Annotated in this window: 27 protein-coding genes; 4 read left to right on the forward strand and 23 right to left on the reverse strand. The window is 35.0% G+C overall.

Annotation, left to right across the window (positions count from 1 at the left end; translation table 11 throughout):
• The 11 genes from BST92_RS05415 to BST92_RS05460 form a co-directional block, all read right to left on the reverse strand.
• Window positions 1–498, reverse strand: coding sequence for a F0F1 ATP synthase subunit B (locus BST92_RS05415; RefSeq protein ID WP_105070529.1), 498 nt, complete (start codon window positions 496–498; stop codon window positions 1–3).
• A gap of 87 nt (window positions 499–585) precedes the next feature.
• Entirely contained in the window at window positions 586–786 is a 201-nt protein-coding gene (gene atpE / locus BST92_RS05420; RefSeq protein ID WP_036583467.1) for an ATP synthase F0 subunit C, read from the reverse strand.
• Between the two features lie 32 nt (window positions 787–818).
• Window positions 819–2,009, reverse strand: coding sequence for a F0F1 ATP synthase subunit A (atpB, locus tag BST92_RS05425; protein ID WP_211292445.1), 1,191 nt, complete (start codon window positions 2,007–2,009; stop codon window positions 819–821).
• Between the two features lie 124 nt (window positions 2,010–2,133).
• Window positions 2,134–2,496 carry a hypothetical protein gene (locus tag BST92_RS05430; protein ID WP_105070530.1) on the reverse strand — a complete coding sequence of 121 codons (363 nt, stop codon included), beginning with the start codon at window positions 2,494–2,496 and terminating at the stop codon, window positions 2,134–2,136.
• Between the two features lie 31 nt (window positions 2,497–2,527).
• Window positions 2,528–2,935, reverse strand: a complete 408-nt coding sequence (locus tag BST92_RS05435) for a bactofilin family protein (RefSeq protein WP_036583460.1) — start codon at window positions 2,933–2,935, stop codon at window positions 2,528–2,530.
• Window positions 2,936–2,946: 11 nt separating this feature from the next.
• A complete protein-coding gene (locus BST92_RS15125) occupies window positions 2,947–3,156 on the reverse strand; it encodes a hypothetical protein (RefSeq protein WP_211292446.1) in 210 nt (69 codons plus the stop codon).
• 56 nt (window positions 3,157–3,212) lie between these two features.
• Window positions 3,213–5,561, reverse strand: a complete 2,349-nt coding sequence (porW, locus tag BST92_RS05440) for a type IX secretion system periplasmic lipoprotein PorW/SprE (RefSeq protein WP_211292447.1) — start codon at window positions 5,559–5,561, stop codon at window positions 3,213–3,215.
• 137 nt (window positions 5,562–5,698) lie between these two features.
• Window positions 5,699–5,935, reverse strand: coding sequence for a hypothetical protein (locus BST92_RS05445; protein WP_105070531.1), 237 nt, complete (start codon window positions 5,933–5,935; stop codon window positions 5,699–5,701).
• A gap of 25 nt (window positions 5,936–5,960) precedes the next feature.
• Window positions 5,961–6,191 (reverse strand): hypothetical protein, encoded by a 231-nt coding sequence (locus BST92_RS05450; protein WP_105070532.1) that lies wholly within the window; start codon window positions 6,189–6,191, stop codon window positions 5,961–5,963.
• 2 nt (window positions 6,192–6,193) lie between these two features.
• Entirely contained in the window at window positions 6,194–6,937 is a 744-nt protein-coding gene (locus BST92_RS05455) for an ABC transporter ATP-binding protein (protein ID WP_042244998.1), read from the reverse strand.
• 74 nt (window positions 6,938–7,011) lie between these two features.
• On the reverse strand, window positions 7,012–8,496 hold the full coding sequence (locus BST92_RS05460) for a DUF5687 family protein (RefSeq protein ID WP_105070533.1): 1,485 nt from the start codon (window positions 8,494–8,496) through the stop codon (window positions 7,012–7,014).
• 93 nt (window positions 8,497–8,589) lie between these two features.
• Between BST92_RS05460 and BST92_RS05465 the strand changes: the two genes are divergently transcribed.
• On the forward strand, window positions 8,590–9,633 hold the full coding sequence (locus BST92_RS05465) for a ferredoxin--NADP reductase (RefSeq protein ID WP_105070534.1): 1,044 nt from the start codon (window positions 8,590–8,592) through the stop codon (window positions 9,631–9,633).
• A gap of 68 nt (window positions 9,634–9,701) precedes the next feature.
• Here the strand turns inward: BST92_RS05465 and BST92_RS05470 are convergent, their stop codons facing one another.
• Window positions 9,702–10,355 carry a CoA transferase subunit B gene (locus BST92_RS05470; protein WP_105070535.1) on the reverse strand — a complete coding sequence of 218 codons (654 nt, stop codon included), beginning with the start codon at window positions 10,353–10,355 and terminating at the stop codon, window positions 9,702–9,704.
• A gap of 3 nt (window positions 10,356–10,358) precedes the next feature.
• Window positions 10,359–11,060 carry a CoA transferase subunit A gene (locus BST92_RS05475; protein ID WP_105072207.1) on the reverse strand — a complete coding sequence of 234 codons (702 nt, stop codon included), beginning with the start codon at window positions 11,058–11,060 and terminating at the stop codon, window positions 10,359–10,361.
• A gap of 122 nt (window positions 11,061–11,182) precedes the next feature.
• On the opposite strand from BST92_RS05475, the gene BST92_RS05480 reads away from it, so the two are divergent.
• Both BST92_RS05480 and dprA read left to right on the forward strand, forming a co-directional pair.
• Window positions 11,183–11,824, forward strand: a complete 642-nt coding sequence (locus tag BST92_RS05480) for a peptidoglycan DD-metalloendopeptidase family protein (RefSeq protein WP_105070536.1) — start codon at window positions 11,183–11,185, stop codon at window positions 11,822–11,824.
• A 20-nt stretch (window positions 11,825–11,844) separates the two neighbouring features.
• Window positions 11,845–12,939: a DNA-processing protein DprA gene (gene dprA / locus BST92_RS05485; RefSeq protein ID WP_105070537.1), complete on the forward strand. Its 1,095-nt coding sequence runs from the start codon at window positions 11,845–11,847 to the stop codon at window positions 12,937–12,939.
• Between the two features lie 3 nt (window positions 12,940–12,942).
• On the opposite strand, the gene BST92_RS05490 is transcribed toward dprA, so the two are convergent.
• The 10 genes from BST92_RS05490 to trpS form a co-directional block, all read right to left on the reverse strand.
• On the reverse strand, window positions 12,943–13,548 hold the full coding sequence (locus tag BST92_RS05490) for a hypothetical protein (protein WP_105070538.1): 606 nt from the start codon (window positions 13,546–13,548) through the stop codon (window positions 12,943–12,945).
• A gap of 148 nt (window positions 13,549–13,696) precedes the next feature.
• A complete protein-coding gene (locus BST92_RS05500) occupies window positions 13,697–14,212 on the reverse strand; it encodes a hypothetical protein (protein WP_105070539.1) in 516 nt (171 codons plus the stop codon).
• A gap of 9 nt (window positions 14,213–14,221) precedes the next feature.
• A complete protein-coding gene (locus BST92_RS05505) occupies window positions 14,222–15,925 on the reverse strand; it encodes a M23 family metallopeptidase (RefSeq protein ID WP_105070540.1) in 1,704 nt (567 codons plus the stop codon).
• Window positions 15,926–16,545: 620 nt separating this feature from the next.
• Window positions 16,546–17,148, reverse strand: a complete 603-nt coding sequence (locus BST92_RS05515) for a DUF6705 family protein (RefSeq protein ID WP_105070541.1) — start codon at window positions 17,146–17,148, stop codon at window positions 16,546–16,548.
• A gap of 24 nt (window positions 17,149–17,172) precedes the next feature.
• On the reverse strand, window positions 17,173–17,784 hold the full coding sequence (locus tag BST92_RS05520) for a DUF6705 family protein (RefSeq protein WP_105070542.1): 612 nt from the start codon (window positions 17,782–17,784) through the stop codon (window positions 17,173–17,175).
• A 10-nt stretch (window positions 17,785–17,794) separates the two neighbouring features.
• Entirely contained in the window at window positions 17,795–18,163 is a 369-nt protein-coding gene (locus BST92_RS05525; RefSeq protein WP_146105099.1) for a hypothetical protein, read from the reverse strand.
• 543 nt (window positions 18,164–18,706) lie between these two features.
• Window positions 18,707–19,246, reverse strand: coding sequence for a hypothetical protein (locus BST92_RS05530; RefSeq protein ID WP_146105100.1), 540 nt, complete (start codon window positions 19,244–19,246; stop codon window positions 18,707–18,709).
• A gap of 35 nt (window positions 19,247–19,281) precedes the next feature.
• Window positions 19,282–19,821: a hypothetical protein gene (locus BST92_RS05535; RefSeq protein WP_105070545.1), complete on the reverse strand. Its 540-nt coding sequence runs from the start codon at window positions 19,819–19,821 to the stop codon at window positions 19,282–19,284.
• Window positions 19,812–21,350 carry a hypothetical protein gene (locus BST92_RS05540; protein ID WP_146105101.1) on the reverse strand — a complete coding sequence of 513 codons (1,539 nt, stop codon included), beginning with the start codon at window positions 21,348–21,350 and terminating at the stop codon, window positions 19,812–19,814. Before BST92_RS05540 ends, BST92_RS05535 begins: the two co-directional genes overlap by 10 nt.
• Before the next feature lie 288 nt (window positions 21,351–21,638).
• On the reverse strand, window positions 21,639–22,607 hold the full coding sequence (gene trpS / locus BST92_RS05545; RefSeq protein ID WP_042295080.1) for a tryptophan--tRNA ligase: 969 nt from the start codon (window positions 22,605–22,607) through the stop codon (window positions 21,639–21,641).
• A 282-nt stretch (window positions 22,608–22,889) separates the two neighbouring features.
• On the opposite strand from trpS, the gene BST92_RS05550 reads away from it, so the two are divergent.
• Window positions 22,890–23,633: a lysophospholipid acyltransferase family protein gene (locus BST92_RS05550; RefSeq protein WP_105070547.1), complete on the forward strand. Its 744-nt coding sequence runs from the start codon at window positions 22,890–22,892 to the stop codon at window positions 23,631–23,633.
• Window positions 23,634–23,752 lie beyond the last annotated feature (119 nt).

Genomic DNA, 23,752 nt, shown 5'->3' on the forward strand with positions numbered 1-23,752 from the left:
TTAGATATTTGCTTCGGCTAGTAATTGCTCGATAAGTGCATGTTGTGCATCTTTATGAGAAAGCTCTTTACGTGTCACTTTTTCTGCAATGTCTACAGAAAGATTTGCTACTTGAGATTTAATGTCTGCAAGTGCTGCTTTCTTCTCTGCTTCAATTGCTTCTTGAGCTTGAGCTATAATTTTATCTGCTTTTTCTTGAGCTTGACCTGCAGCATCTGCAATCATCTTCTCTTTAATCTCACGTGCATCTTTAAGCATCTCGTCTCTTTGAGCACGAGCCTCTTGTGCGGCAGCTTGATTAGAAGCTTCAAGATTAGCCATTTCTATTTTTGCATTTTCTGCAGCAGCTAGTGCTTCAGCAATTCCTTCTTCTCTTTCAGAAAGAGCATTAAGAATAGGTTTCCATGCAAATTTTCTCATCAATACAATTAAGATGATAAGAATAAGTGCTTGCATGAAAAACAAGCCTGGCGAAAAATCATTAATTAAATCTAACATAATAAAATGTTGTTGTGTTTAAAATTTAATAGTTAAACAGTTCTTACAACCAACCGTTGCAAGAACTGTTTGTTTTTTGAACTCTTATTAGTTTTTACCTAATAAAAGAGCTCCAAATGCAAGTCCTTCAAGAAGTGCACCGATAATAATCATCGCAGTTTGGATCTTTCCAGCTGCTTCTGGTTGACGAGCAATAGCTTCCATTGCTTTTCCACCAATTTGACCAAGACCGATACCACCACCGATAACGATAAGACCTGCACCAATTAAATTATAAGCTGTTTCCATGATAATGGGTATTAAAAATTAAACAAAAAAAATTAAATAAAACGTTCTCTTACCTCATCAATGTCATCTTCTTCAGCGCCAGCATGCTCGTGGTGATCATGCTCTGCAACTGCCATCCCTATAAATAGAGCAGATAACATAGTAAAGATAAATGCCTGTAAAAAGGCTACTAATAATTCTATAACTGATAAGAACAAGGTAAGGAAAATAGAAAGTCCTGTCGAACCTACTACACCGAACTGTGCTTTAAGTGTAATCATTAAGGCAATAAGACCCATAACTACCACGTGACCAGCTGTAATGTTTGCAAATAAACGTACAAGAAGTGAGAATGGCTTTGTAAGAAGACCTATTAACTCAATAGGTATTAAAGCTATTTTCATTAATACTGGAACGCCTGGCATCCAGAAGATGTGCATCCAGTAATCTTTATTACCACTAAATTGTACTATAATAAATGTAAATAAAGCAAGACATACTGTTACCGCAATCTGCCCTGTAATGTTAAATCCAAATGGAGTTAATCCTAAAAGGTTACTGATCCAGATTAAGAAAAACACGGTTAATAAATACCCCATGAATTTTCTATACTTAGTCTCACCTATATTAGGACGCGCAATCTCATCTCTTACATATAATACTAACGGCTCTAATACACGACCAAATCCAGTTGGGATTTTTTTAGTTTTATATTGTTTTGCTAATGCACCGAAAACTAATAACATCAACAATCCTATTAATAGAAGTCCAAAAACAGACTTTGTAATAGACATATCAAACACTCTATGAGCGTTAGTAGGGTGATGATCTGCGTCAAAGTTAATAGCAGTAGCACCTTTATCTAACTCATATATTTTACTATGTAACTTTGTAAAAGTTGCATCGCCAGCATTTACAAGCACTTTCCCATCATCATCGTGGTGGAACTTTGAAGACATAAAGAATTTTAAACCTTCACTAGACCACACAATAACAGGCAGTGAAAAACCAACATGCTTTCTTACACCAGCATCATTAGAATATGAAAATAAATGAAAGTCGTGTGAATCTTTTAAGTGATGATCGATATAGGAATCGATTTCTTCTTTTGTATTCACTTTACCGCCATCTGATTCTATTTCATCATCAAAGGCATAATCACCATTGTGTTCTTGAGCTTGTGCTGTCGCAAAAGCTGTAAAGATCAAAGCAAAAAAAGCTATTTTAAAGTACGCTCTATACATGTAAATCACCTTAAAAAGTTAGGTCTCTTAATTCGGGTGCAAATGTATGACAAAAAAACGTGTAAAAAGCGAGCTTTTCAAAGTTAATTTTTTACTGCTTTTCAAAGTTTTTTTTAGCAGCCAATTAATTCTTATTAAGCCACTTAATAACTATCGCCGCTTCTAAAAACAAAAAGATAAAATAAGGAATTAGAAAGCCCAATACCTCAACTTTTGATAAGCTAGGTCCAGTTATCAATTCTGGAAACATAATTAAGACAATTCCAAACTTTATAAAAACCAGTGCTAAAAAAGCAAATCCTAGCTTATCTGGTACTAATCCGAAGACGTATTTTAATGCGCTAACTGTAATAAAAGCTGCAACACCAAGAAAACTATAAGTTTTCCATAACGGAATAGTAGGATGATCTACTATTAAATAATGTATTCCAAAAATAGAAAGTGACAATAATAACAGCAACAAAAAGGTCTTGAGATAAAAATTCATGTAGAATAAGATGTGTGACTATAATGTAAGTCTAGGCCGTTTTACCTTTTTTATTGCTATCGCTCAAGTTTTTCACTCCAGTATTCATAGAACAGGTTGCATTAAATGTAGCACCAGGCTCCACAGCTAATTTTGAAATAACTACTTCGCCATCGATAACTGCGCTTGATTTTAAAGTTAACAAACCAGTAACAGATAGTTTTCCTTTAAAATTTCCTTCAATATCTGCATTACCACATTCTAAAGAACCATTAATAGATCCATCTTTACCTATAACAACCTTTGCAGGTGTTTGCAACGTTCCATTAATTGTTCCATCTATTCTAAAACCACCTTGACTGGTTATGTCTCCTTCTATCACTGTGCCGTGACTGATTCTATTTTGCGATTTCCCTGCTTCCATTTGTCCTTTTTTTGAACCTTTCTTATCGTTAAACATATTAAATGTGTTTAAAGCATTTCTTTTTCATAATCATCTAAGCTTTTATAAACTTGAATGATTTTATAATTCTCTGTTGCAATAGGTATTGCTTTAGTAGTTACGTTGAATCCATTGCTAGGATTTGCCATAAAGTCTCCTAATCCACGACTTCCTAGTTTTGAAGTTAATCCATGAACTACAATTAAATTCTCTTGTGGATTATAAACATCTACAGACACTGTAAATCCATATTTCTCTTGCTCAATAGCTTTTACTAATTGATTTTTAAGTTGTTCTAATTTTTGATAATTAGTTTTTCTATGCGATATATTAATTTAAAATCAGAGAGACCTTGCTCTGGCATAAAAGCTTCAGCTATTTTTAGTTTCTCAGCTTCAAGAACTAATTTTTGAGCACTTTTACCTACTTCAGTATTAGGGAAATTGAGAGCGACAAAATCGATTCCTCTTTTATACTCTTTGAAACCATATAATCTTCCTGCCGCAAATGCTTTCAATAACTCTAATCTAGGTACAATAGGATCTCCATTAAAAAGGGTTACGTATCGCTCCACATTTGTGACTACAATTTCATAATTTCCTTTTTCATATTCTTTATAGAGTCTTTTATAAACTGCACTAGGACTAGCGTTATCTTCTATTTTTGCATCTGGATTCAACAAAATTTGTGCATATCTAGTATCTGGGAATTCATTAATGATACGGCTTTTGTATATATCCGCTTTCGCGAAAGCGCCACTCTCATTATATATAAGGTATAAATTATACAGACCTGGCAGTAACAGCTTCTCGGCTGGATTAAAAGTGATTAAGTTTTCTAGACGACTTATTGCTAAATCATTTCGTTTGAATTTCTCTTTATAGATTACACCTAACTGGTAATATGCAAAGTTGCGCGCTTTGGCTATGCTATCTAACACACTCATGCCTTGCGGTAATTGATCGATATAAAACTCTGGTGTAAACTCAGGTCTTATTTCTTCTTCTACAAGTACTTCATCTTCTTCAATAACAATCTCGCCACCGCCATCATCTTTTTTATTCTTACGTCTCCAGTTATTTTCTAATTTACGTTTTCCCCATTTTCTACGGAAATCTTGCTTACCACGTGCAACCGTTTGTGGATTGTAAAAGTAAAATGTAGGAGTACCTGAAAGTGTAGGTGTCGAAGGTGCACCGCCTATAGGGCCGAATGCTGGTCCTGCGTTACCTCGCTTAGTCGTCTTATTATTTTGTATGGTTTGAAAAGCATTTTGATTTTGAGCTTCTTTTAATGCTTCAACTTCAGCTAGTTTTGCTAGTCGTTCTTCCTCTGCTTTTAATTTTGCAATGTACTCGTTATAATAAGCAATTTGCTGATCAGCAGACATGTCTAACACGTTAAAAATACTGTCTGCACTACGACGTCTTTCTTCATACAGGATAACGTCTTCAAGATTCTCTCTTTTCTTTTTTACTAATCGATGTTCTGGACTACGCTCTACATAATTAATCATAGCGCTGTCATAGTACTTACCTGCTGCGGCGTACTGGTTTTGATCAAAACTTATTTTACCTAGTGCATTGTAATTATTACCACGCAAGTACCTATCTGTCCCACCTTTTGCTCTTAAAGAAAGATTGTAATAGGTAATTGCATCCTTAAGAGAGTCTCTATCTTCAAAGTATATCGCTTTACGAGAGTAAATATGATCTAGCCATGGGCGGTTTTCACGGTTTTCTTCTAAATCGTTGAGTGTTTCTAAAAGTTCTGTTTCATCATCTGTATTAAGATCAAACTGCTTTATCTTTTCAATAAATGAGTGAATGTAATAACGGCGTGGCACCTTGCGATGCATTTCAATTATTTGATCAAATTTCACAAAAGCACTGTCTCGCTGTCCTGCTTTTGCAAAAAGCTGTCCTGCTATAAATTTATAGCGAGCGATGGTTTCTTTATTTTTAGTAAGATTTGCTGCACGATTCATATAAATCAATGCGCTATCTATTTGCTCTAAGTTTAAAAAGGCTTGAGAAAGTGTCGCATTTGCATTTGCTAGATCTTCATTTTCTATAATCTCACTTTCTTCTTTAAGAAGTTTAGTAAGATTTATTATTGCGGTCTCGTTATTATCTAAGCGCATATTAGTGCGCTCTCGCCATATTTTTGCCTGATTAAGTTGATCACTATCTGGCATGAATTGTAAGATGTAATTAAACGCCTCGAGCGCTGGCACAAATCGCTGATCATAGTATCGCGCTTTACCTAACAACAAATAAGCATCATCAACCTGTGGATTGAATTCTTCTTCATTAACAAAAATGGAATGTTTTTGTACCGCTTTTACAGCCTTTTCTTCGGCTCTTTCAAAGTTAGGATTTGTCGGTTTCTGCCCTGGTAAGAACACCTCTTGTTTAACCTGCATGCGTTCTACAGGTAGAACGTCCCAGTAATTCTCGTTATAGGTCGCTTCTAGTTCATCTAGTCCAGCTTGCAAGGCGAGATCACCATTGTAAAGCACATTATACTCAGTTCCCACTGCATGTAAGTTGCGGCTTATAAATGAGTTTTTTTTACGACTACAACTAGTAACTGCTACTAATAGAAGTAAAAACGTTAAAATGTTAATAAGTGTGGTTCTCAAAAGCTCCTTTTTTATCTAGCTATCATAACTGCTTAAACAGCATAGATATTGTGAAAGGTCGTAAAAATAAGGATTTTTTATCCCTAAACTAAGAAAATGATTAAATGGCAGTTATCAACCAATGTATAAGAGTATAATTAATCTTTAAACCAGTAGATTTTTTTTGAGAATAGACTCTTTAATCCATACTGTCTTCCTGACTGTGTTTCTACAACATGTGGTTTAGGAGATAGAATAATTGAAGCTACTATAGGTGTTAATTTGCGCATGGTGCTATCTGGCTCAAACATATACCCAGATAAAACCCATAACCCTAGAAATAATGCTAAAAACACAACACCATAGACTAGATACATTTTCATTTTGGCACTCATGACTTCAATTTTAATGCAAAGATAACTACAACTTGATAATCTTATTTGAAAACACGATTCTTAAACCATATTGCTTACCAGATTGATGTTCTTCTACATGAGGCTTTGGTGCAAGTAACCAACCACATGCTACAGGTATTACTGTAGTCCAGAAAGTTGGATCCACTACATACTGTGATATGATGTATCGTGCTATAAAGAAAATAGCTATAAAAATTACTACATGAATCACGTACATTTTTATCATTGCATTCATAATTATTCTTCTTCAGTTAACACAGTAGCAACTGGCGCATGAATTTCTGATATACCAATAAAATAGTCTTCCAGTTCTTTAAAAGTAGCACTGCTTTTCTCAATATCTTTTACGACTCTTCCTTTCTCTAGTAACACCACTCTTTGTGCGACCTCTGTGACATGTATTAAATCATGACTAGACACTAAAACCGTTACTTCTGGATCATTTGCAAGATCTTTAATAATCTTCTTTAACCTGATTTGTGTAGATGGATCTAGATTTGCAAATGGCTCATCTAATATTACGACCTGTGGTTTTCCTATTAAAGCTGCGACGATACCTACTTTTTTCTGGTTACCTTTTGATAGGTCACGCAAATATTTTTTTTGACCTACCGCTTCACCGTTAAAGAAATCACTGTAGCTAGCGATGAGCGCATCGATATCTGCTTTGTTCTGTCCACGCAACTCACCGATGAAATAAAAATACTCTTCTGGAGTAAGGTAACCTATCAAAAAGCTCTCATCTATAAAAGCACTAGTAAATGGTTTCCAGTCCTCACTTTGATCAATTCTCACATCATTAGAAACAATATGACCACTAGATGGTTGAATTAAATCCAGTAATAATGAAAACAAGGTGGTTTTACCAGCACCGTTATTTCCAACTAGACCTATAGCCTGTCCCTTAGGAATTTCAAGGCTTTCAATGTCTAGAACTTTAGTACCGTTATATTGTTTTGAAAGGTTATTTATAGTAATCATAATAGTTGTGTTCTTAATGGTTGTAATCATAACGCTTTCGCGAAAGCGTATTGTATATAATTAATACTCTACTCTTAGTTTTTCTGAGAATAAGCGGCTATCGTGTCGTACTTCTCGTTTTTATAAATATCTTCAATCATATCAAAAATCTTATTTCTGAAAAGCAACCCTAAAACTCCAGTCGCAGCAATCGCTATAAATCCAGCAGACTCATTTATGGTTAACGCAAATGCGTAGTAAATCACCACTGGTAGTACTAGCTTGGGAATTATTAATAAGATTGTCTTTGCGTTAAACGCCTTAGAATCACCAAAAGCTTTTTTAGTTGTCATTAGATCTATAGGAGTTTTCACAAATGCGCCACCCCATAAAACTACTGAACTATTAAAGCCAATGTTATAAACAGCACCTGCGAGCATCCCAAACCACCAGTCTAGACCAAAGTATAAGTAGAACGTACACAACAACGTGCTTACCGCAGTCGCTGCGACCATAAGCCACCATTTACTAAGCAAAAACTCTCTGTAGGGAATATTTTGCGACATCATTAATTTATAATAACTACTATCCCAGCTAGGCACTAATCCACCAAAGCTGAATAAAAATCCACCGGTACAAAAAAGTCCTGCAAAAACCTTCATACCATTAATACTAGAATATAAATCATTCATAAAAAACAATCCATAAAGGACAAAGAAGAAGCCCATGATAAAGGTCATTTTTGCACGCTTGTTTCTTTTTATAAGTTTAATGTCGTTCTTTAGATAAGTAGATAGTTTACCGAAGCGGTCTAAGAAACTTAAATCCTCTGTGGTAGCTTCTTTTGCTACGGCCTTTAACCCTTCATCTAGGTATAATTGTTTGATAAAGTAGTGATATGCATAATATGCAGTCGCAATACACAACAATAATGGAATGATAAATGCCCAAGCGTTTTCATAAAAGAACATAAACATAGGACCTGTGTATGCCGTGATATCAAAAAGACCGTAATACTGGGACAATCCTAAACCTGCTATCACCGCTAGTGCTGGATAAAATACTCTATCCATATTATTCATAAACACATTAAGAAAATTAACGGCTAGCGTAATAAATAACATCGCTAGATGCCAGCCTATAACACCTGTAACACTATAACCTTGTGCAATTAAAACAATACTAAAAGGAATAAAAAAGAACGCTGGTAGAAGATTGAAAAAAGAAACAATCGTTTTACCTAGTGCATAATTAACAATCTTACCTTTTTTAAAAGGCAAGTATAGCATAGGCTTAATATTTGCCACTGGCATTTTCTGAAGTACATATCGATAACCTATGTCTGCAAAAAACCAGTAAATTAAAAAGCCATTCACGACTTGAAAAGGATTATCTGCAATAATTTTACCTTTTTCAATAGATTTTTGGATGAGAAAATAGCTGCCTACTCCTAGTCCTACAAAAGCAGAAATCATATATAAAGCACCAAAAGCCATTAAAATCTTGATGGCAAGATTCTGTTTAAATGCGGCACTTCTAAAGAAGCTTTTCCATTCTAGGTTGATAAAATGTTTGGTCATGGTCAGTGAATTTGAAGTATTAGTTACAAAAGTTGTAAAAATGTTACAGGTCAATTTTCCTTTCTTATTTTTGCAGCCGCTAAAAGTACCCTAATGGATTTTCATAAACTCACTATACAACAAGTAACTAAGGTCACACCACAGGCTGTAGAAATTAGATTTGATATACCACAAGAACTGGTTTCAGATTTTAATTATCAATCTGGTCAGTATTTAACCTTAAAAGCAACTATAGATGGTAATGAAGTACGACGTGCTTATTCACTTTCTAGTGCACCACATGAGAATCACTGGAGTGTCGTTGTTAAAGCAGTAGAAAATGGTGTGTTCTCTAACTATGCCATGACGTTGCGTGCAGGAGATCAACTAGATGTTGCCGCTCCAGAAGGGCTTTTTGTTCATGAAAAGTCTACTATTGCTCAAACTTATTTAGGTGTCGCTGCTGGTAGTGGTATCACACCTATTATCTCTATTATAAAAACGGTACTGGAAACAGAACCGGATAGTAAGTTTGCTCTTATTTATGGGAATCAAAGTATTTCTCAAACTATTTATTTTGAACAAATTAATGATCTTCAAGATCAATATGGTGACCGTTTTATAGTACGTTATAGTTTCTCTAGAGAAGAACGTGATGGCGAACTTTTTGGTCGCGTCACAAAAGGAAATTTGAACTTTTTCTTGAAGCAGGATTGTACAGATTATGCTTTTGCAAAAGCTTATTTATGTGGCCCAGAAGACATGATCACCATGACGACTGAAAATCTTGTAGAAAAAGAGATTATAGTTAAAGAAAACATACACTTTGAGCTTTTTTCTACTAAAGAGAATAAAATAGAAATCACAGAAGATTCACATCTAACTGAGGTTATCGTAATCCTAGATGATGAAGAGCACACGTTCACAATGAAGCGTAGTGATAACATGCTAGATATCATGCTTAAAAATGATATCGATGCTCCATACAGCTGTCAGGGCGGAATTTGTAGTTCTTGTATTTGTCAAATAGAAGAAGGCAGCGCTCAAATGGCCAAAAATGCCATCCTTACAGACAGTGAGATTGCAGAAGGACTTTCTCTAGCATGTCAAGCTTATCCGACCAGTGCTAAGGTGAAAGTTAATTTTGATGAGGTGTAGATTTAAAATAGCATATAAAAAAGGGCAAACTCACGTTTGCCCTTTTTTTTATTGTATGAAATAATCAATTATATCACCATCTCAGGAATATCGCCATTAACGATTAAGTTTCCTTCAGTAGCAGTTTTTATATCTTCAACACTTACACCAGGTGCTCGTTCTAGGAGCACAAATCCTTTATCTGTGACATCAAGTACAGCCATGTTAGTGACTACTTTAGTAATACAATTAACTCCTGTAAGTGGTAGCGAACATCTTTTCAACAATTTTGAAGCTCCAGCACGATTGGTATGCATCATCGCAACGATGATATTCTCGGCACTTGCAACGAGATCCATAGCGCCGCCCATACCTTTTACCATTTTACCTGGTATTTTCCAGTTGGCTATATCACCATTTTCAGCAACTTCCATGGCACCTAATATAGTTAGATCTACATGCTGACCACGGATCATCCCAAAACTCATAGAACTATCAAAAAAGCTCGCTCCTGGTAATGTGGTGATGGTTTGTTTACCTGCATTAATAACATCGGCATCTTCTTCTCCATCAAAAGGGAAAGGTCCCATTCCTAATACTCCATTCTCTGATTGAAATTCTACGTCTATTCCCTGCGGCACATAGTTTGCGACTAGAGTAGGGATTCCTATTCCTAGGTTTACGTAATATCCGTCTTTTACTTCTTTTGCGATTCTTTGTGCAATTTGTTCTTTAGTCAACATGTCTTAAGCTTTTTGTCTAACAGTTCTCTGTTCAATTCTCTTCTCATACTTTTCGCCTTGGAAAATACGTTTAACAAAGATTCCTGGAATGTGGATTTGGTTAGGATCTAGAGTTCCTGCAGGAACTAGTTCTTCAACCTCAGCAACTGTGATTGTTGCCGCGCCTGCCATTACCGGATTAAAATTGCGAGCGGTTCCTTTAAAAATAAGGTTACCAGCCTCATCACCTTTCCATGCTTTTACAAAAGCGAAATCTGCTTGAAATGCATGTTCTAGAATATGCGGTTTACCGTTAAAATCTCTTACTTCTTTTCCTTCGGCTACTTCAGTACCGTAACCAGCTGGTGTAAAGAACGCAGGGATTCCAGCTTGTGCTGCTCTACAGCGCTCTGCCAGTGTTCCTTGTGGTATCAGATCTACTTCAAGTTCACCGCTCAACATTTGTCTTTCAAACTCGTCGTTCTCTCCTACATAAGAGGATATCATTTTTTTGATTTGTTTCCCTTGTAATAGTAAACCTAATCCAAAATCATCTACTCCAGCATTATTAGAAATACACGTTAAATCAGTAATACCTGTTTTTACCAGTTGGGCAATACTGTTTTCTGGGATTCCTGATAGGCCAAAACCGCCTACCATAAAGGTCATACCACTCTTAACGCCTTCCAGTGCTTCTTCTACACTACTTACCGTTCTATTAATCATGTAACTTTTATTTGCCTTAAAAATACAGTAATAATTCATTGTTATCAATAGTAATTCCTACTCAAAATAAGCTGTCGTGTTTTCTGATCATTTCCATAAATTGCAGTAAAATTCTGTGCAGTATGAGCATTAAAAGACATCTTATTGATCCATCGGTAGGTAGCAAAGGCTATTTCCCTATTAATTTATCTGTTGTGAATTCATTTTGGGATAAAAATGATGTAAGTGATATCTCAGTGTTTGAAAAATATCTAGCAGAAAAACGAGATGAACATCAATCTTATGTTGCTCATGGTGGTTATCTAGAACAACGCGCCTTATATCGCAAAAACGCACGTTTTCAAACAGGCATCACTCGAGATGTACATATGGGAATAGATTTATGGGCTCCAGCTGGCACTAGTGTTCATGCCGTAATGGATGGTGTTATTCACTCTTTTGCACATAATGATGATGCTGGCAATTACGGTCCTACCATAATTTTAGAACATGACTGGAATGGCCAGAAAATCTACAGTCTATATGGACACTTATCCCTTAGTGATATGGCAGGTTGGGAAGTTGGATTCCGCTTTCGCGAAAGCGAGAAAATAGCAACTCTGGGAACTCCACATGAAAATGGTGGTTACTCGCCACATCTACACTTTCAGGTAATGACAGATATGAGAGATTATCGTGGCGATTTCCCTGGTGTTGCTGCACAAGAAGAGTTAGCGAGTTATGAAAATATGATTCTAGATCCTAATCCGTTTATTTTTAACTAACGGTTTTATATATTTATAGAATGGATCACCAAGAATTACGTTCTATTCTCGCGCTTAAAAAAGCACCTCTTATAGGTGATATCATGGCCAAAAAGTTGATCAGAACCTTTGGTAGTGCGACGGCGGTTTTTGAACAATCGATACGAGAAATAGCCGCAATTGAAGGAATAGGCGATAAGAAAGCACAGTTTATAAAGGCTACAGATTTATTTACCAAGGCCGATAAAGAACTGGAATACGTCCATAAAGAAGGAATCACCACCAGAATATACTATGAAGACAATTATCCTGAACGCCTACAATACTGCGTGGATGGGCCGATTGTTTATTTTGAAAAAGGAAATATAGACTGGAACAATCCCTATACCTTAAGTATAGTAGGAACACGTCAGATCACCTCAACTGGTGCGGCTTTTCTTGAGAAATTCATAGAAGAAATTGCTCCGTTAAAACCTCTTATTATTAGTGGTTATGCTTATGGTGTTGATATTCTTGCACATCAACTGGCTATTAAATATGGTTTACAAACTGTGGCAGTAGTCGCCCATGGACTGAATCAAACTTACCCGAGAAACCACGAAGCTTATAATGAGCAAATGATAGCAAACGGTGGTTTTGTAACGGACTTTTGGCACACAGCTACCTTTGACAGAAAAAATTTTCTGGGTCGTAATCGCATTATCGCTGGATTGAGTGAGGCAACGGTTGTTATAGAAAGTGCTGCAAAAGGTGGCTCACTGGTTACCGCAGATCTCGCTGCTGGTTATAATCGTGAAGTTTTTGCTGTACCAGGTCGTGTAAATGATAAGTATTCTATAGGTTGTAATGAGCTCATCAAACAGTCCAAAGCTCATTTACTCACCAAAGCGGCTGATATCCCATACATTCTAGGCTGGAAAGAGCGTAATACCGGTGTGCAAAAACAGCTTTTTGTAGAACTCAATGAGGACGAAAAATTGATTTACCGCTACTTAAAAAAGAACGAAAAAGAACTCTTAGATATCATTGCCATAAACATTAATAAGCCAGTTCATCAAGTAGCTTCTTTATTAATGAGTATGGAACTTAAAGGTGTGATAAAACCACTGCCTGGGAAGATGTTTATGTTGGTGTGATATTTAAACTTTATTGAGAATAAGCATTGCTCCGTTGGGCAAATAATCAGCTGTAGAAGTACATTGAGAATTATTAGGCAATGGGTCGCTTGTAATTCCCTGTGGTGAACCTTGAGTTATTATAACCTGCAATTCTGTTTTAGATGCGCCAACAACACTCCAATTTTGTTGAGGCACCTCAGGTTTTACATAAATCTTTCGAGTATTACCGCATGCATCGTGTAGGTTCAAGCCGAAATATCCATCTAAATGGTATAAAATACCATGAAACTCAGACAAACCAGATTGAGCTGAGCTCACCACTATATTACCATTAGAATCTTTAATGTCATATTTGATGTTTATAAAATCTTCTTCGATATTACTGTAAGAATTATAAACTCTCGCTTTATAAATTCGAAAAACTATTGTGTTTCCATTATAGATACCAGTCCAATTTCCGACAAAAGAATCTAACGTATTATTCAAATCATGTATTTTAGTAACCTCTTGAGGTAAGTCTAACTTATTGTCCGAATAATAAGCGGCTTGTTCCAAAGAGAGAATGTCTTGAGCATTTGACAATATTGAGACAAAAAGGAATGCTATTGTTATTTTAAACTTCATCATGGCATTTATTAAAAGAGAATGAAAAAGTACTAATTAGATATAGTTCACATTAACAAACCAGTCCATTTAGTTGCTTCTTTATTAATGAGTATGGAATTTAAAGGTGTGATTAAATCATTGCCTGGGAAATTGTTTATGCTGGCATGATTTAGTTATAATATTCGTACTCAATTAATGAAACTTCGTTATTAATTTCACTAAAACTAATTCTAATAACTTCTGAACCCAACTTGTATACTATTCTTTTAGTGCCATCACTATAAGTTAATATACTTGGATTTCCTAGCAAGGATATATTATCACCGACTTTTATATAAATACCATTAATGAAAAGACTTTTGGAATTATCAAATAATTTAATATTTGTTAATTGATAATCTTGAATGTTATTAGGAGTAAGAAATTGTTCTCCATCTTGAAATAATAAATAAATTGAATTAGATTCATACTCTTTCCAATGCCCTGGATCTTCTCCTGAATTAATGTTAAATGAAACAGGAATTAGCGATTGAATGGTCGTAGTGTTCCCTTTTGAATTTATTATGTCAGTTAGCAAAACATTATCAAACCTTATAGTGTTATAAACTGATTCAGGTAAATCATTGGTTTGACAACTTACTGAAGTTGTGTAAATAGAAATTAATATTAGAACTAAATTTTTCATGTTTAAGTATTAATCACAACCAGAAGTAGTTACCTCTCCTGTCGTGTTGTTAAAAATTGTTTTGAAATAATTTAATGGGTCGACAGCACTATAACTTGATGTGCCATTTTGTTTTAATTTGACTTTAATATGAACATGAGACTCCGTAGTTCCTTCATCTATTCCATTTTGTAAATTACCTGAATTACTTTGATATCCAATAATATCTCCAGCTTTCACATCTCCAGTAACCCTTGTGTTTTCAGCTAAGTGGAAGTACATTGTTTTGATCTTGTCGTCACCATAGTCTGAAGTTATAATAACATAATAACCAGCGCCCGAAGTTTGTGTTGCTAAACTTGCAGTACCATCGAACATCGCGTACACGGCATTTCCTTGTGCATTTGCAATATCCATTCCTCCATGTTTTTGTGTATTACAAGAAGGGACTCCTCTAGTTTTACCATACATGCCACCTTTTTTACCGCAAACTGTTAATTGTTCCTGTATTTCTGGGTTTAACACAGGATCTCCATGGTCACAATCACTACAAGGTTTAGTTGAATCGTAGTCTTTATTGGTTGGACTATTTCCTTTAGGACAATCCAAATATTCAATTGGGTAATAAAAAGCCAATGCTGTTGTACCATCATTTTTAACATAACTACGTTCCTCTTTTTCACCGCTAACATTAACTTCACTATCACTATCTATCTTACCGGTATCACAATTGGTCTCATCAATAATTTCTCCATTTTCATTTCTAAAGTTATCTTGACTTGAGGTTGTGTTGTCACCAATTGTCGCAGTACTATTTGTAAAAGCACTCTCGTGAAGATATCCAGTTTTATACTCACAGTCTTCAGGAATGCACTCACATTTTTCTGGATCTAACTTCTCATTATTCTGACACACCAAATAGCAATCGTCATCATCAACAGGATCCAGCGCATCACCATCATTAGGAGTGGTTCCTATTTCATCGGGTTCTCCTGAATCATTTCGGTCTGTAGGACCACTACCGCCAGGATTATCATCGGTACCAAATGGGTCATGACTCGTTCTACCACCACTTTGACATCTGGTAACCCAGCCACCGGTGCAGGTTCTCGTTGCTCCATTTGAAGTTCCCCACCATCTAGTACATGTGGCTCCTTGAGAAACAGTATGCTTATCCCTACCTTTACAAGTAGTCTCTACACATGTTTCCTGCCAGCTGGTAACTGCAATCTCATTCCAACCACATCCATTTACATCATTTTTATAGAGTCTATTACCTGCATAATTTCTAGCCATGGCGTTATTAATATCATAAATACCGTCTTGTAGGACTGGATAATCAATCGTAAACTGATATAATGTACTATCGTTATAGACGGTCAACACATAATTTTTCAGCACTTGTTGTCTTTCTAAACTGTCCTGAACTACTTGAAAAGTATAAGATTTATAAAAATCACTTTCTAGCAGTTGTATTCTACTCGTATCAATTTGAATGCCATAGCCCGTTGAATCCGCACTCTTATTTTGGTACCCTAATATATCTTGAGTGTTTTGAGCAATAAGAGAAGATTGTTTCAAAGTCTCATAAGAAACAATATTCATTTTTAAATTATGACCAACTGTCTTCTGAAGAATAGGTAAATCTTCATCCTTCTCACAAGAAGTAACAGCAATCAATGAAAACAAAAGCAAACCAATAATGGTAAAAATTGAAGAATTCTTCCTGAACATACATAATAAATTTAATCATTAAATAGTCATCAAGGATTTGATACCATTTAACTGTTCTACTATGTATTCATCATGGGGAACTCAAATCTAGTTCAAATTATGTAAGAAAAAAAAGCTAGTTAACATTGTTTTGACTTTTATACCATATAACAAATGTTCCTTACCTGTTTAAAATTAGTCGAATTACAAAAACAATATCGCCAAATGTTATCGCTTTATAAAGAGAAATTCCTGAAAAGTAAATTGCCTCACTTTGCCAATAATGACAGTATTTAATCAGTTGGTTTGTTTATTAAAATCCCAACTTCTCCCTAACACGTTTCAATGTAGCATTTGCGATTAAGGTAGCTTTTACAGCACCTGCTTCTAGAGCAGCATCAATCTCGTACTTGTTTTCCATAACGTGGTTGTAGCGTTCTCTAATATTAATTATAAGTGCATATACGGAACCATCATCATTAACAATCATTTAAAAAACACCTTCTTGAAAATCTTCATTGGTCTCCTGATAATAATTTCTTAATATTCTTAAAACATTCCAAGAGAACATAGGGTAAATTCGTACTGGATGTGTGTTACAATATATTAAAGTGTAAACAATAAGCTGAATATTACTCCAATTAAATTCTAGTAAGAACAAAATGTTCATTTGTGGGGAAAATATGTGGGCTTGCTCCATTAGGACATTCATCGTTAGTTAACAATTCTCTAGCTGGATCCAGATAAACGGTAAGTTGGTTAGGTGTTATAGTAGGTAGATTAGTAGTATCAGAAAGCACCATAGAAAAAGTACCTGCTTGTGCACATCCATCGAAGCCAACATAGGTTGCTGTATAAAAACCTTCAGATGTGAATCGTTGTCCAGTGATATCATAAGACTTATCTGGTATATTCAATGTTTGAGCTAAACTGACCCCATTGGAGTCTTCTATTTTATATTTAATATTTAATACATCTATTGCGACTCCATCAGAAGGGTCTTTATATTTTGAAATAACAAAAGTATAAATTTTGCCAGCATAGATTCCTGTAAAAGTACCGACGAAAGGGTCTAATCTGTTATTAACGTCTTTAATGTAAGTGATATCATCTGGAATGCTAGATCCATCATCATCAGCATAAATAGTGAACGTATCTAAGCTCATAATTACATCTTGAGCCTTCAATGGATTTGTATAAATAGTCAAAATTAATATGAGTATTGAAATAATTTTAATTTTCATAAAATAAAACTTAGCACAACTGATTTACTGTTTAAACATAACATACTCACCTTGCCATGGTAAATCAGGATCACTAATTACGCGGTCCGCAGGACCACTAGGGTTAGTAAGGCCGAACCCGATATATGCTTTAAGTGCATCTTGTCCGTTAATGACTCGATGTTTTAATATCATTTCCCCATAATGTTCGTTAGAATTAGGATCCATAAAACTAACTCTTAATCTTAACTCACCTGTATTACAATCATTTAAAGGAATATAAAAACAATCCCTTAAAATGGAATTTCCATAAATCTCATGTCTTGAAAACGATGGTTGTAGTATAGTGTCATTTAGCCTTATCAAAGTATTAACTATTTCTACACCGTTTTTAATATATTGATATTCACCTCTTATACGATCTTCATAATAACTACCATTATAATACATAACCTCTTTTTCTAATACTATTTTTAAGGAATTGTTACCATCTGTAAAAAGCCAAGTGCCTTCGAAACTATCTAACTCATTATTATTATCTTTATAATAAGCATTATCTATATTTCTAAAACCTTGATCTTGTAGTGTTAAAACGGGTTGTTGTGCGTAATTATAAAAGTGTACGAGCGTTATTAAAAGAGTTATTATGTATTTCATAATGATTAATTTACTTACAAGTAGTAGACACTACTTGATCTTTATTATTATTTAATTCTAACAGATTCCAATTCGATAAATTTTGATCGGCAGCCTCATAAAGTGTTGCCCCATAAGATTCAAAGAATTTTAAAAAGGTTAATTCTAGATTACTATTTTGAGCATAATCTTTTCTTAAATTTTCATTTAAAAAATCTATTTTTTCTTGAGTTGTAGATCCTTTTGCGTTGCTAAGATCATATTCAATAGCAACATTTAAAGTTTGTGAATCATTAATCTTAAGCGCATATACTGTACCATCATTATTAACAATCATTAAAAAGACATCTTCTTGAAAATCTTCGTTAGCATCTTCAAAATAATTTCTTAAAACTCTCATATCATTCCAAGAGAACATAGGGTAAGTTCCAGCTGGATGTGTGTGTGCTTGTCCAAACCACCTATTACCTGTGGTAGCATAAGAACTAGTAAGCTTGGTACCTTCTCTAATTCCTAATGGATCTAATTTATTATAAATATTGCCAAATATCTTTTCTTTAACAAAACTGGCAGAGTATTCTTTATCTAAGCCTGTTTTTAATCTTAAACTATCTATTATTGGTTTTATGTTTAAACTTAGAGTATCTGTTTTAGTTAGCTTGTTTAGAGTTCGACAATTTTTCTTGTCAATATCTTCTTTAACTTGTTCCAGCGCACCACCATCATTAGGAGTGGTTCCTATTTCATCGGGTTCTCCTGAATCATTTGGGTCTGTAGGACCACTACCGCCAGGATTATCATCGGTACCAAATGGGTCGCTAGATGTTCTGCCTCCACCGCTGCTGAACTTAGTTACCTAACGACCTGTACAAGTTCCATTAGCGTCATTCATAATTATTGAACAACAATTACATCTATTGCCTGTAGAGATTCAATAGTTGAATTAATTGATCTTATCCAGTACTAAATCTGTAGGGAATAAAGTGCCTTGCTTATCTACAAACGATTTTAAACTCGTAATCTTAAAATGCATTTTATAGCCACAACTAAGGCAGTCTTTGTAAATACGTAATTCTAAACTTCTAGGATCCCATAAACGTCTATTATCCACATCACCTCGAGTTACACCAAAATCTCTGAACCTTCCATAAGAAGTCCTACCTTCAATCATATCTTGCGGCTCAGACATTCCTATAACTATTGCTGGAGAAAAAGGCCCATTAGGAATACTATAAAGACTGGAGTCATAAATCAGCTGATCTATATTTCCTGCAGCATCTTTAGTATATTTTTTAAAACCACCTCTTCCGTATCCTAATTCTAGACTGTCTATAGTGATGGAAATATATTCATTTGTGCCTACCTGTGTTTCCCAAGTGCCTAATAAATTAGTGTCTAAGACTCTTTTTGATTCAAAAGATTGTGCCTGCACAATCGTGGTGTTTAAAAAGATTAAGCAGAAAATGTAATGTATTAATCGCATGATGTTTCAGTTATTTTCTCATATTCTAAACACCATTAATTGATCTTATCCAGTACTAAATCTGTAGGGAATAATGTACCTAAATCATCTACAAATAGTTTTAACGATGTAATCTTAAAATGCATTTTATAGCCACAACTAAAGCAGTCTTTGTAAATACGTAGTTCGCTAAATCTAGAATCCCATAAACGTCTATTATCCACATCACCTCGAGTTACACCATAATCTCTGATCTCACCATAAGAAGTCCTACCTTCAATCATATCTTGCGGCTCAGACATCGCTATAGCTATAGCTGTAGGGAAAGGCCCGTTAGGAATACTGTAAAGACTGGAGTCATAAATCACCTGATCTATATTTCCTACAGCATCTTTAGTGTATTTTTTAAAACTACCTGTCCCATGACCTACTACGAGACTGTCTATAGTGATGGAAATATATTCATTTGTGCCTACTTGTGTTTCCCAAGTGCCTAATAAATTAGTATCTAAGACTCTTTTTGATTCAAAAGATTGTGCCTGCACAATCGTGGTGTTTAAAAAGATTAAGCAGAAAATGTAATGTATTAATCGCATGATGTTTCAGTTATATTGTTAGAGGTTGCGTTGTAAGTTAATTTTTTAAAGTTATTGAAATTTTTATCGGTCTTGAAAAGCGTAATTCCCATATCAGTTTCATTTAAAAATTTCATAAATTGTTTTAACTGCACTTTTGGGTCAGTTTCTGTATGGGTAATTAACGCATCAGTTCCTGCCCAATATTTGTAAGTTGTGAATAAATAAGTGGTACTATAACTATTTATAAGTGTATTATGTGCCGTTGTTTGAGCAGTAGTAGATCCAGTAGGTAAATTATAAGGGAATTTAGTATTAAAATAAGCTCTAAATTTATTTAGATCATCAATGGTGAGAGCAAAATGCTGTCCATCATCTCCATGGTGTGTCGATAAAAAAGCCGTAAAACTTCCTGAATCTATTTTATCGTTTGATAGTTGTTTGGCAAATGCACTTAAATCGTCAAAAGAAAATACCGCTAGTGTCCCTATAGAATCGTTATTATGCACATGAGCATAAGAGGTATAATTACTTGACGGGTTTGCATTCATGCTGTTACTGGCTGTTCCTGCTGCGCCACCACGTCGTTCTAAATTCATATCATCTTTAAACATCCCATAAGATATCTCGCCTGTATATATTTTAACAGAATCTGCCATTTGTCTTAATTTATTTTTGAACTTTGCAGTGGTAGAAGTAGAATCTGTTGCTTTTAAGTTGTTTGCGATTTTTTTACATTCCGGATCTGTTTCCACAACATCCAGCGCACCACCATCATTAGGTGTAGTACCTATTTCATCGGGTTCTCCTGAATCATTTCGGTCTGTAGGACCACTACCGCCAGGATTATCATCGGTACCAAATGGGTCATGACTCGTTCCACCACCGCTTTGACATCTAGTAACCCAGCCACCAGTGCAGGTTCTCGTTGCTCCATTTGAAGTTCCCCACCATCTAGTACATGTGGCTCCTTGAGAAACAGTATGCTTCCCCATACCTTTACAAGTAGTCTCTACACATGTTTCTCGCCAGCTGGTAACTGCAATCTCATTCCAACCACATCCATTTACATCATTTTTATAGAGTCTATTACCTGCATAATTTCTAGCCATGGCGTTATTAATATCATAAATACCATCTTGTAGGACTGGATAATCAATCGTAAACTGATATAATGTACTATCGTTATAGACGGTCAACACATAATTTTTCAGCACTTGTTGTCTTTCTAAACTGTCCTGAACTACTTGAAAAGTATAAGATTTATAAAAATCACTTTCTAGCACTTGAATTCTACTCGTATCAATTTGAATGCCATAGCCCGTTGAATCCGCACTCTTATTTCTGTACCCGAATAGGCCTTGAGTGTTTTGAGTAATAAGAGAAGATTGTTTCAAAGTCTCATAAGAAACAATATTCATTTTTAAATTATGACCAACTGTCTTCTGAAGAATACGTAAATCATCATCCTTCTCACAAGAAGTAACAGCAATCAATGAAAACAAAAGCAAACCAATAATGGTAAAAATTGAAGAATTCTTCCTGAACATACATAATAAATTTAATCATTAAATAGTAATCAAGAATTTGATACCATTTAACTGTTCTACTATGTATTAATCATGGGGAACTTAAATCTAGTTCAAATTATGTAAGAAAAAAACTAGTTACCATTATTTTAACTTTTATACCATAATAAATGCTCTTTACCTGTTTAAAATTAGTCGAATTACAAGAACAATATCGCCAAATGTTATCGCTATGTAAAGAGAAATTCCTGAAAAGTAAATTGCCTCACTTAGCTAATAATGACAGTATTTAATCAGTTGATTTGTTTATTAATATCCCAACTTCTCCCTAACACGTTTCAATGTAGCATTTGCGATTAAGGTAGCTTTTGCAGCACCAGCTTCTAAAGCAGCATCAATCTCGTGCTTATTCTCCATAAAGTGATTGTAGCGTTCTCTAATAGGTCCAAATTTTTCTAAAATAGCCTCAAATAGAGCTTGCTTTGCATGACCATAACCATAATTGCCTGCCGCATAGTTTGCTCTCATTGCTGCAACTTTATCTTCTGTAGCGATTATTTTATACAGTGCAAATACATTACAAGTCTCAGTATCCTTAGGTTCTTCTAGTGGCGTACTGTCTGTTTCTATAGACATGACTTGTTTGCGCAACTTCTTATCTGCTAGGAAAATATTGATATAATTCCCTTTGGACTTACTCATTTTATCACCATCTGTACCAGGTACGAGCATCGTGCTTTCTTGAATTTTACCTTCAGGTTCTATGAGAGTTTCTCCCATTGCATTATTGAATTTACCAGCTACTTCTCTAGTAATCTCTATATGTTGCAATTGGTCTTTCCCTACAGGTACTACCTGTGCATCATATAATAAAATGTCTGCCGCCATAAGCATAGGATAGGTAAATAATCCAGCGTTTACATCCTGTAAGCGGTCTGCTTTATCCTTAAAACTATGCGCTAGAGTTAATCGCTGATAAGGAAAGAAACAGTTTAAATACCAGTTCAACTCAGTTACCTGCGGTACATCACTTTGTCTATAAAAAGTAGTCTCATTTATGTCTAGACCACAAGCTAACCATGCTGCAGCTGTAGAATAAGTGTTTTCTCTTAAAGTCTCGCCGTCTTTAATTTGAGTAAGTGAATGCAAGTCTGCTATAAAAAGAAAAGCATCATTTTCTTTTTGTGCAGACATTTCTACAGCTGGTAATATGGCTCCTAATAAGTTTCCTAAATGTGGAGTTCCTGTAGATTGTACACCGGTAAGTATTCTAGTCATGGTAAATGTATTGAAATGCAAAGGTAAATTACTATCACTATTATGCACAAAGTATTAAGTACAATCTATTGTTTAAATAGAGCTTTTTCAAGTATTAATAATAGGAATGATTTAAAGTTCAAGACCACATCTGGATAAGCCTAATAGACTGTTTATGTTTTAGACGCCATAAATGGAACTTGTTAAGAGGTATTATATCTAATTCGATAAGCTCTTTATAACACTCTAGATTAAACGCTAGGAATCGATTGTTACCTCATAATTTCTTCTATTTTTGGTGGCTTGAAATGGTTGCGCTACATATTGATGCCTTTATACCGTATATGGTTCTATATACTGATGGGAGTTCCTATCATTATACTATTCCCTATACTGGTTGTGTTTACTATTTCAGAAAAAACTTATCATATCTTTTTTGCTATCGCTCGATTTTGGGCAGCTATAATTATTTACGGTATGGGTTTCTGGCCCAATATTAAACGTGAAGAGCCTATGCAAAAAGGGCAAAGTTATATGCTGGTAGCAAATCACACCAGCATGACAGATATTATGATCATGTTACTGGTTTCTAAAAACCCGTTTGTTTTTGTAGGTAAAGCTGAACTGGCCAAGATTCCTATTTTCGGTTTCTTTTATAAGCGCACCTGTATCCTAGTAGATCGCAATAATCCCAGAAGTCGTAAAGCTGTTTTTGATAGAGCACGCGCTAGACTTTCTACTGGTGTCGGTATTTGTATTTTTCCAGAAGGTGGCGTACCTGATGATATGAGTATTACATTAGACTCATTTAAAGATGGCGCTTTCAGACTTGCTATCGAGCATGAGATTCCTGTATTACCAGTTACTTTATTTGATAATAAGCAGCGCTTTCCTTTCCATTTCTTCTATGGCGGACCGGGAAAAATGCGTGCTCTTACTCATAAAGCTATTGATACTGCTGGTATGAACTTAAAGGAAGATAAAATACGCTTTCGCGAAAGCGTGAGAACGATTATCTTATCATCTCTAGAAAATGATCTTAAATAGAAAACCGCTCCATGGCACTGGAACGGTTCTCATCATCATTGCAAAATAATTGAGTTTAACTTAACCAACCTCAATATTCTTCTTTTTCAACTTAACTATTTGCGACCTGCAATGACCGG

The organism is Nonlabens arenilitoris, from assembly GCF_002954765.1.
Taxonomy (GTDB): domain Bacteria; phylum Bacteroidota; class Bacteroidia; order Flavobacteriales; family Flavobacteriaceae; genus Nonlabens; species Nonlabens arenilitoris.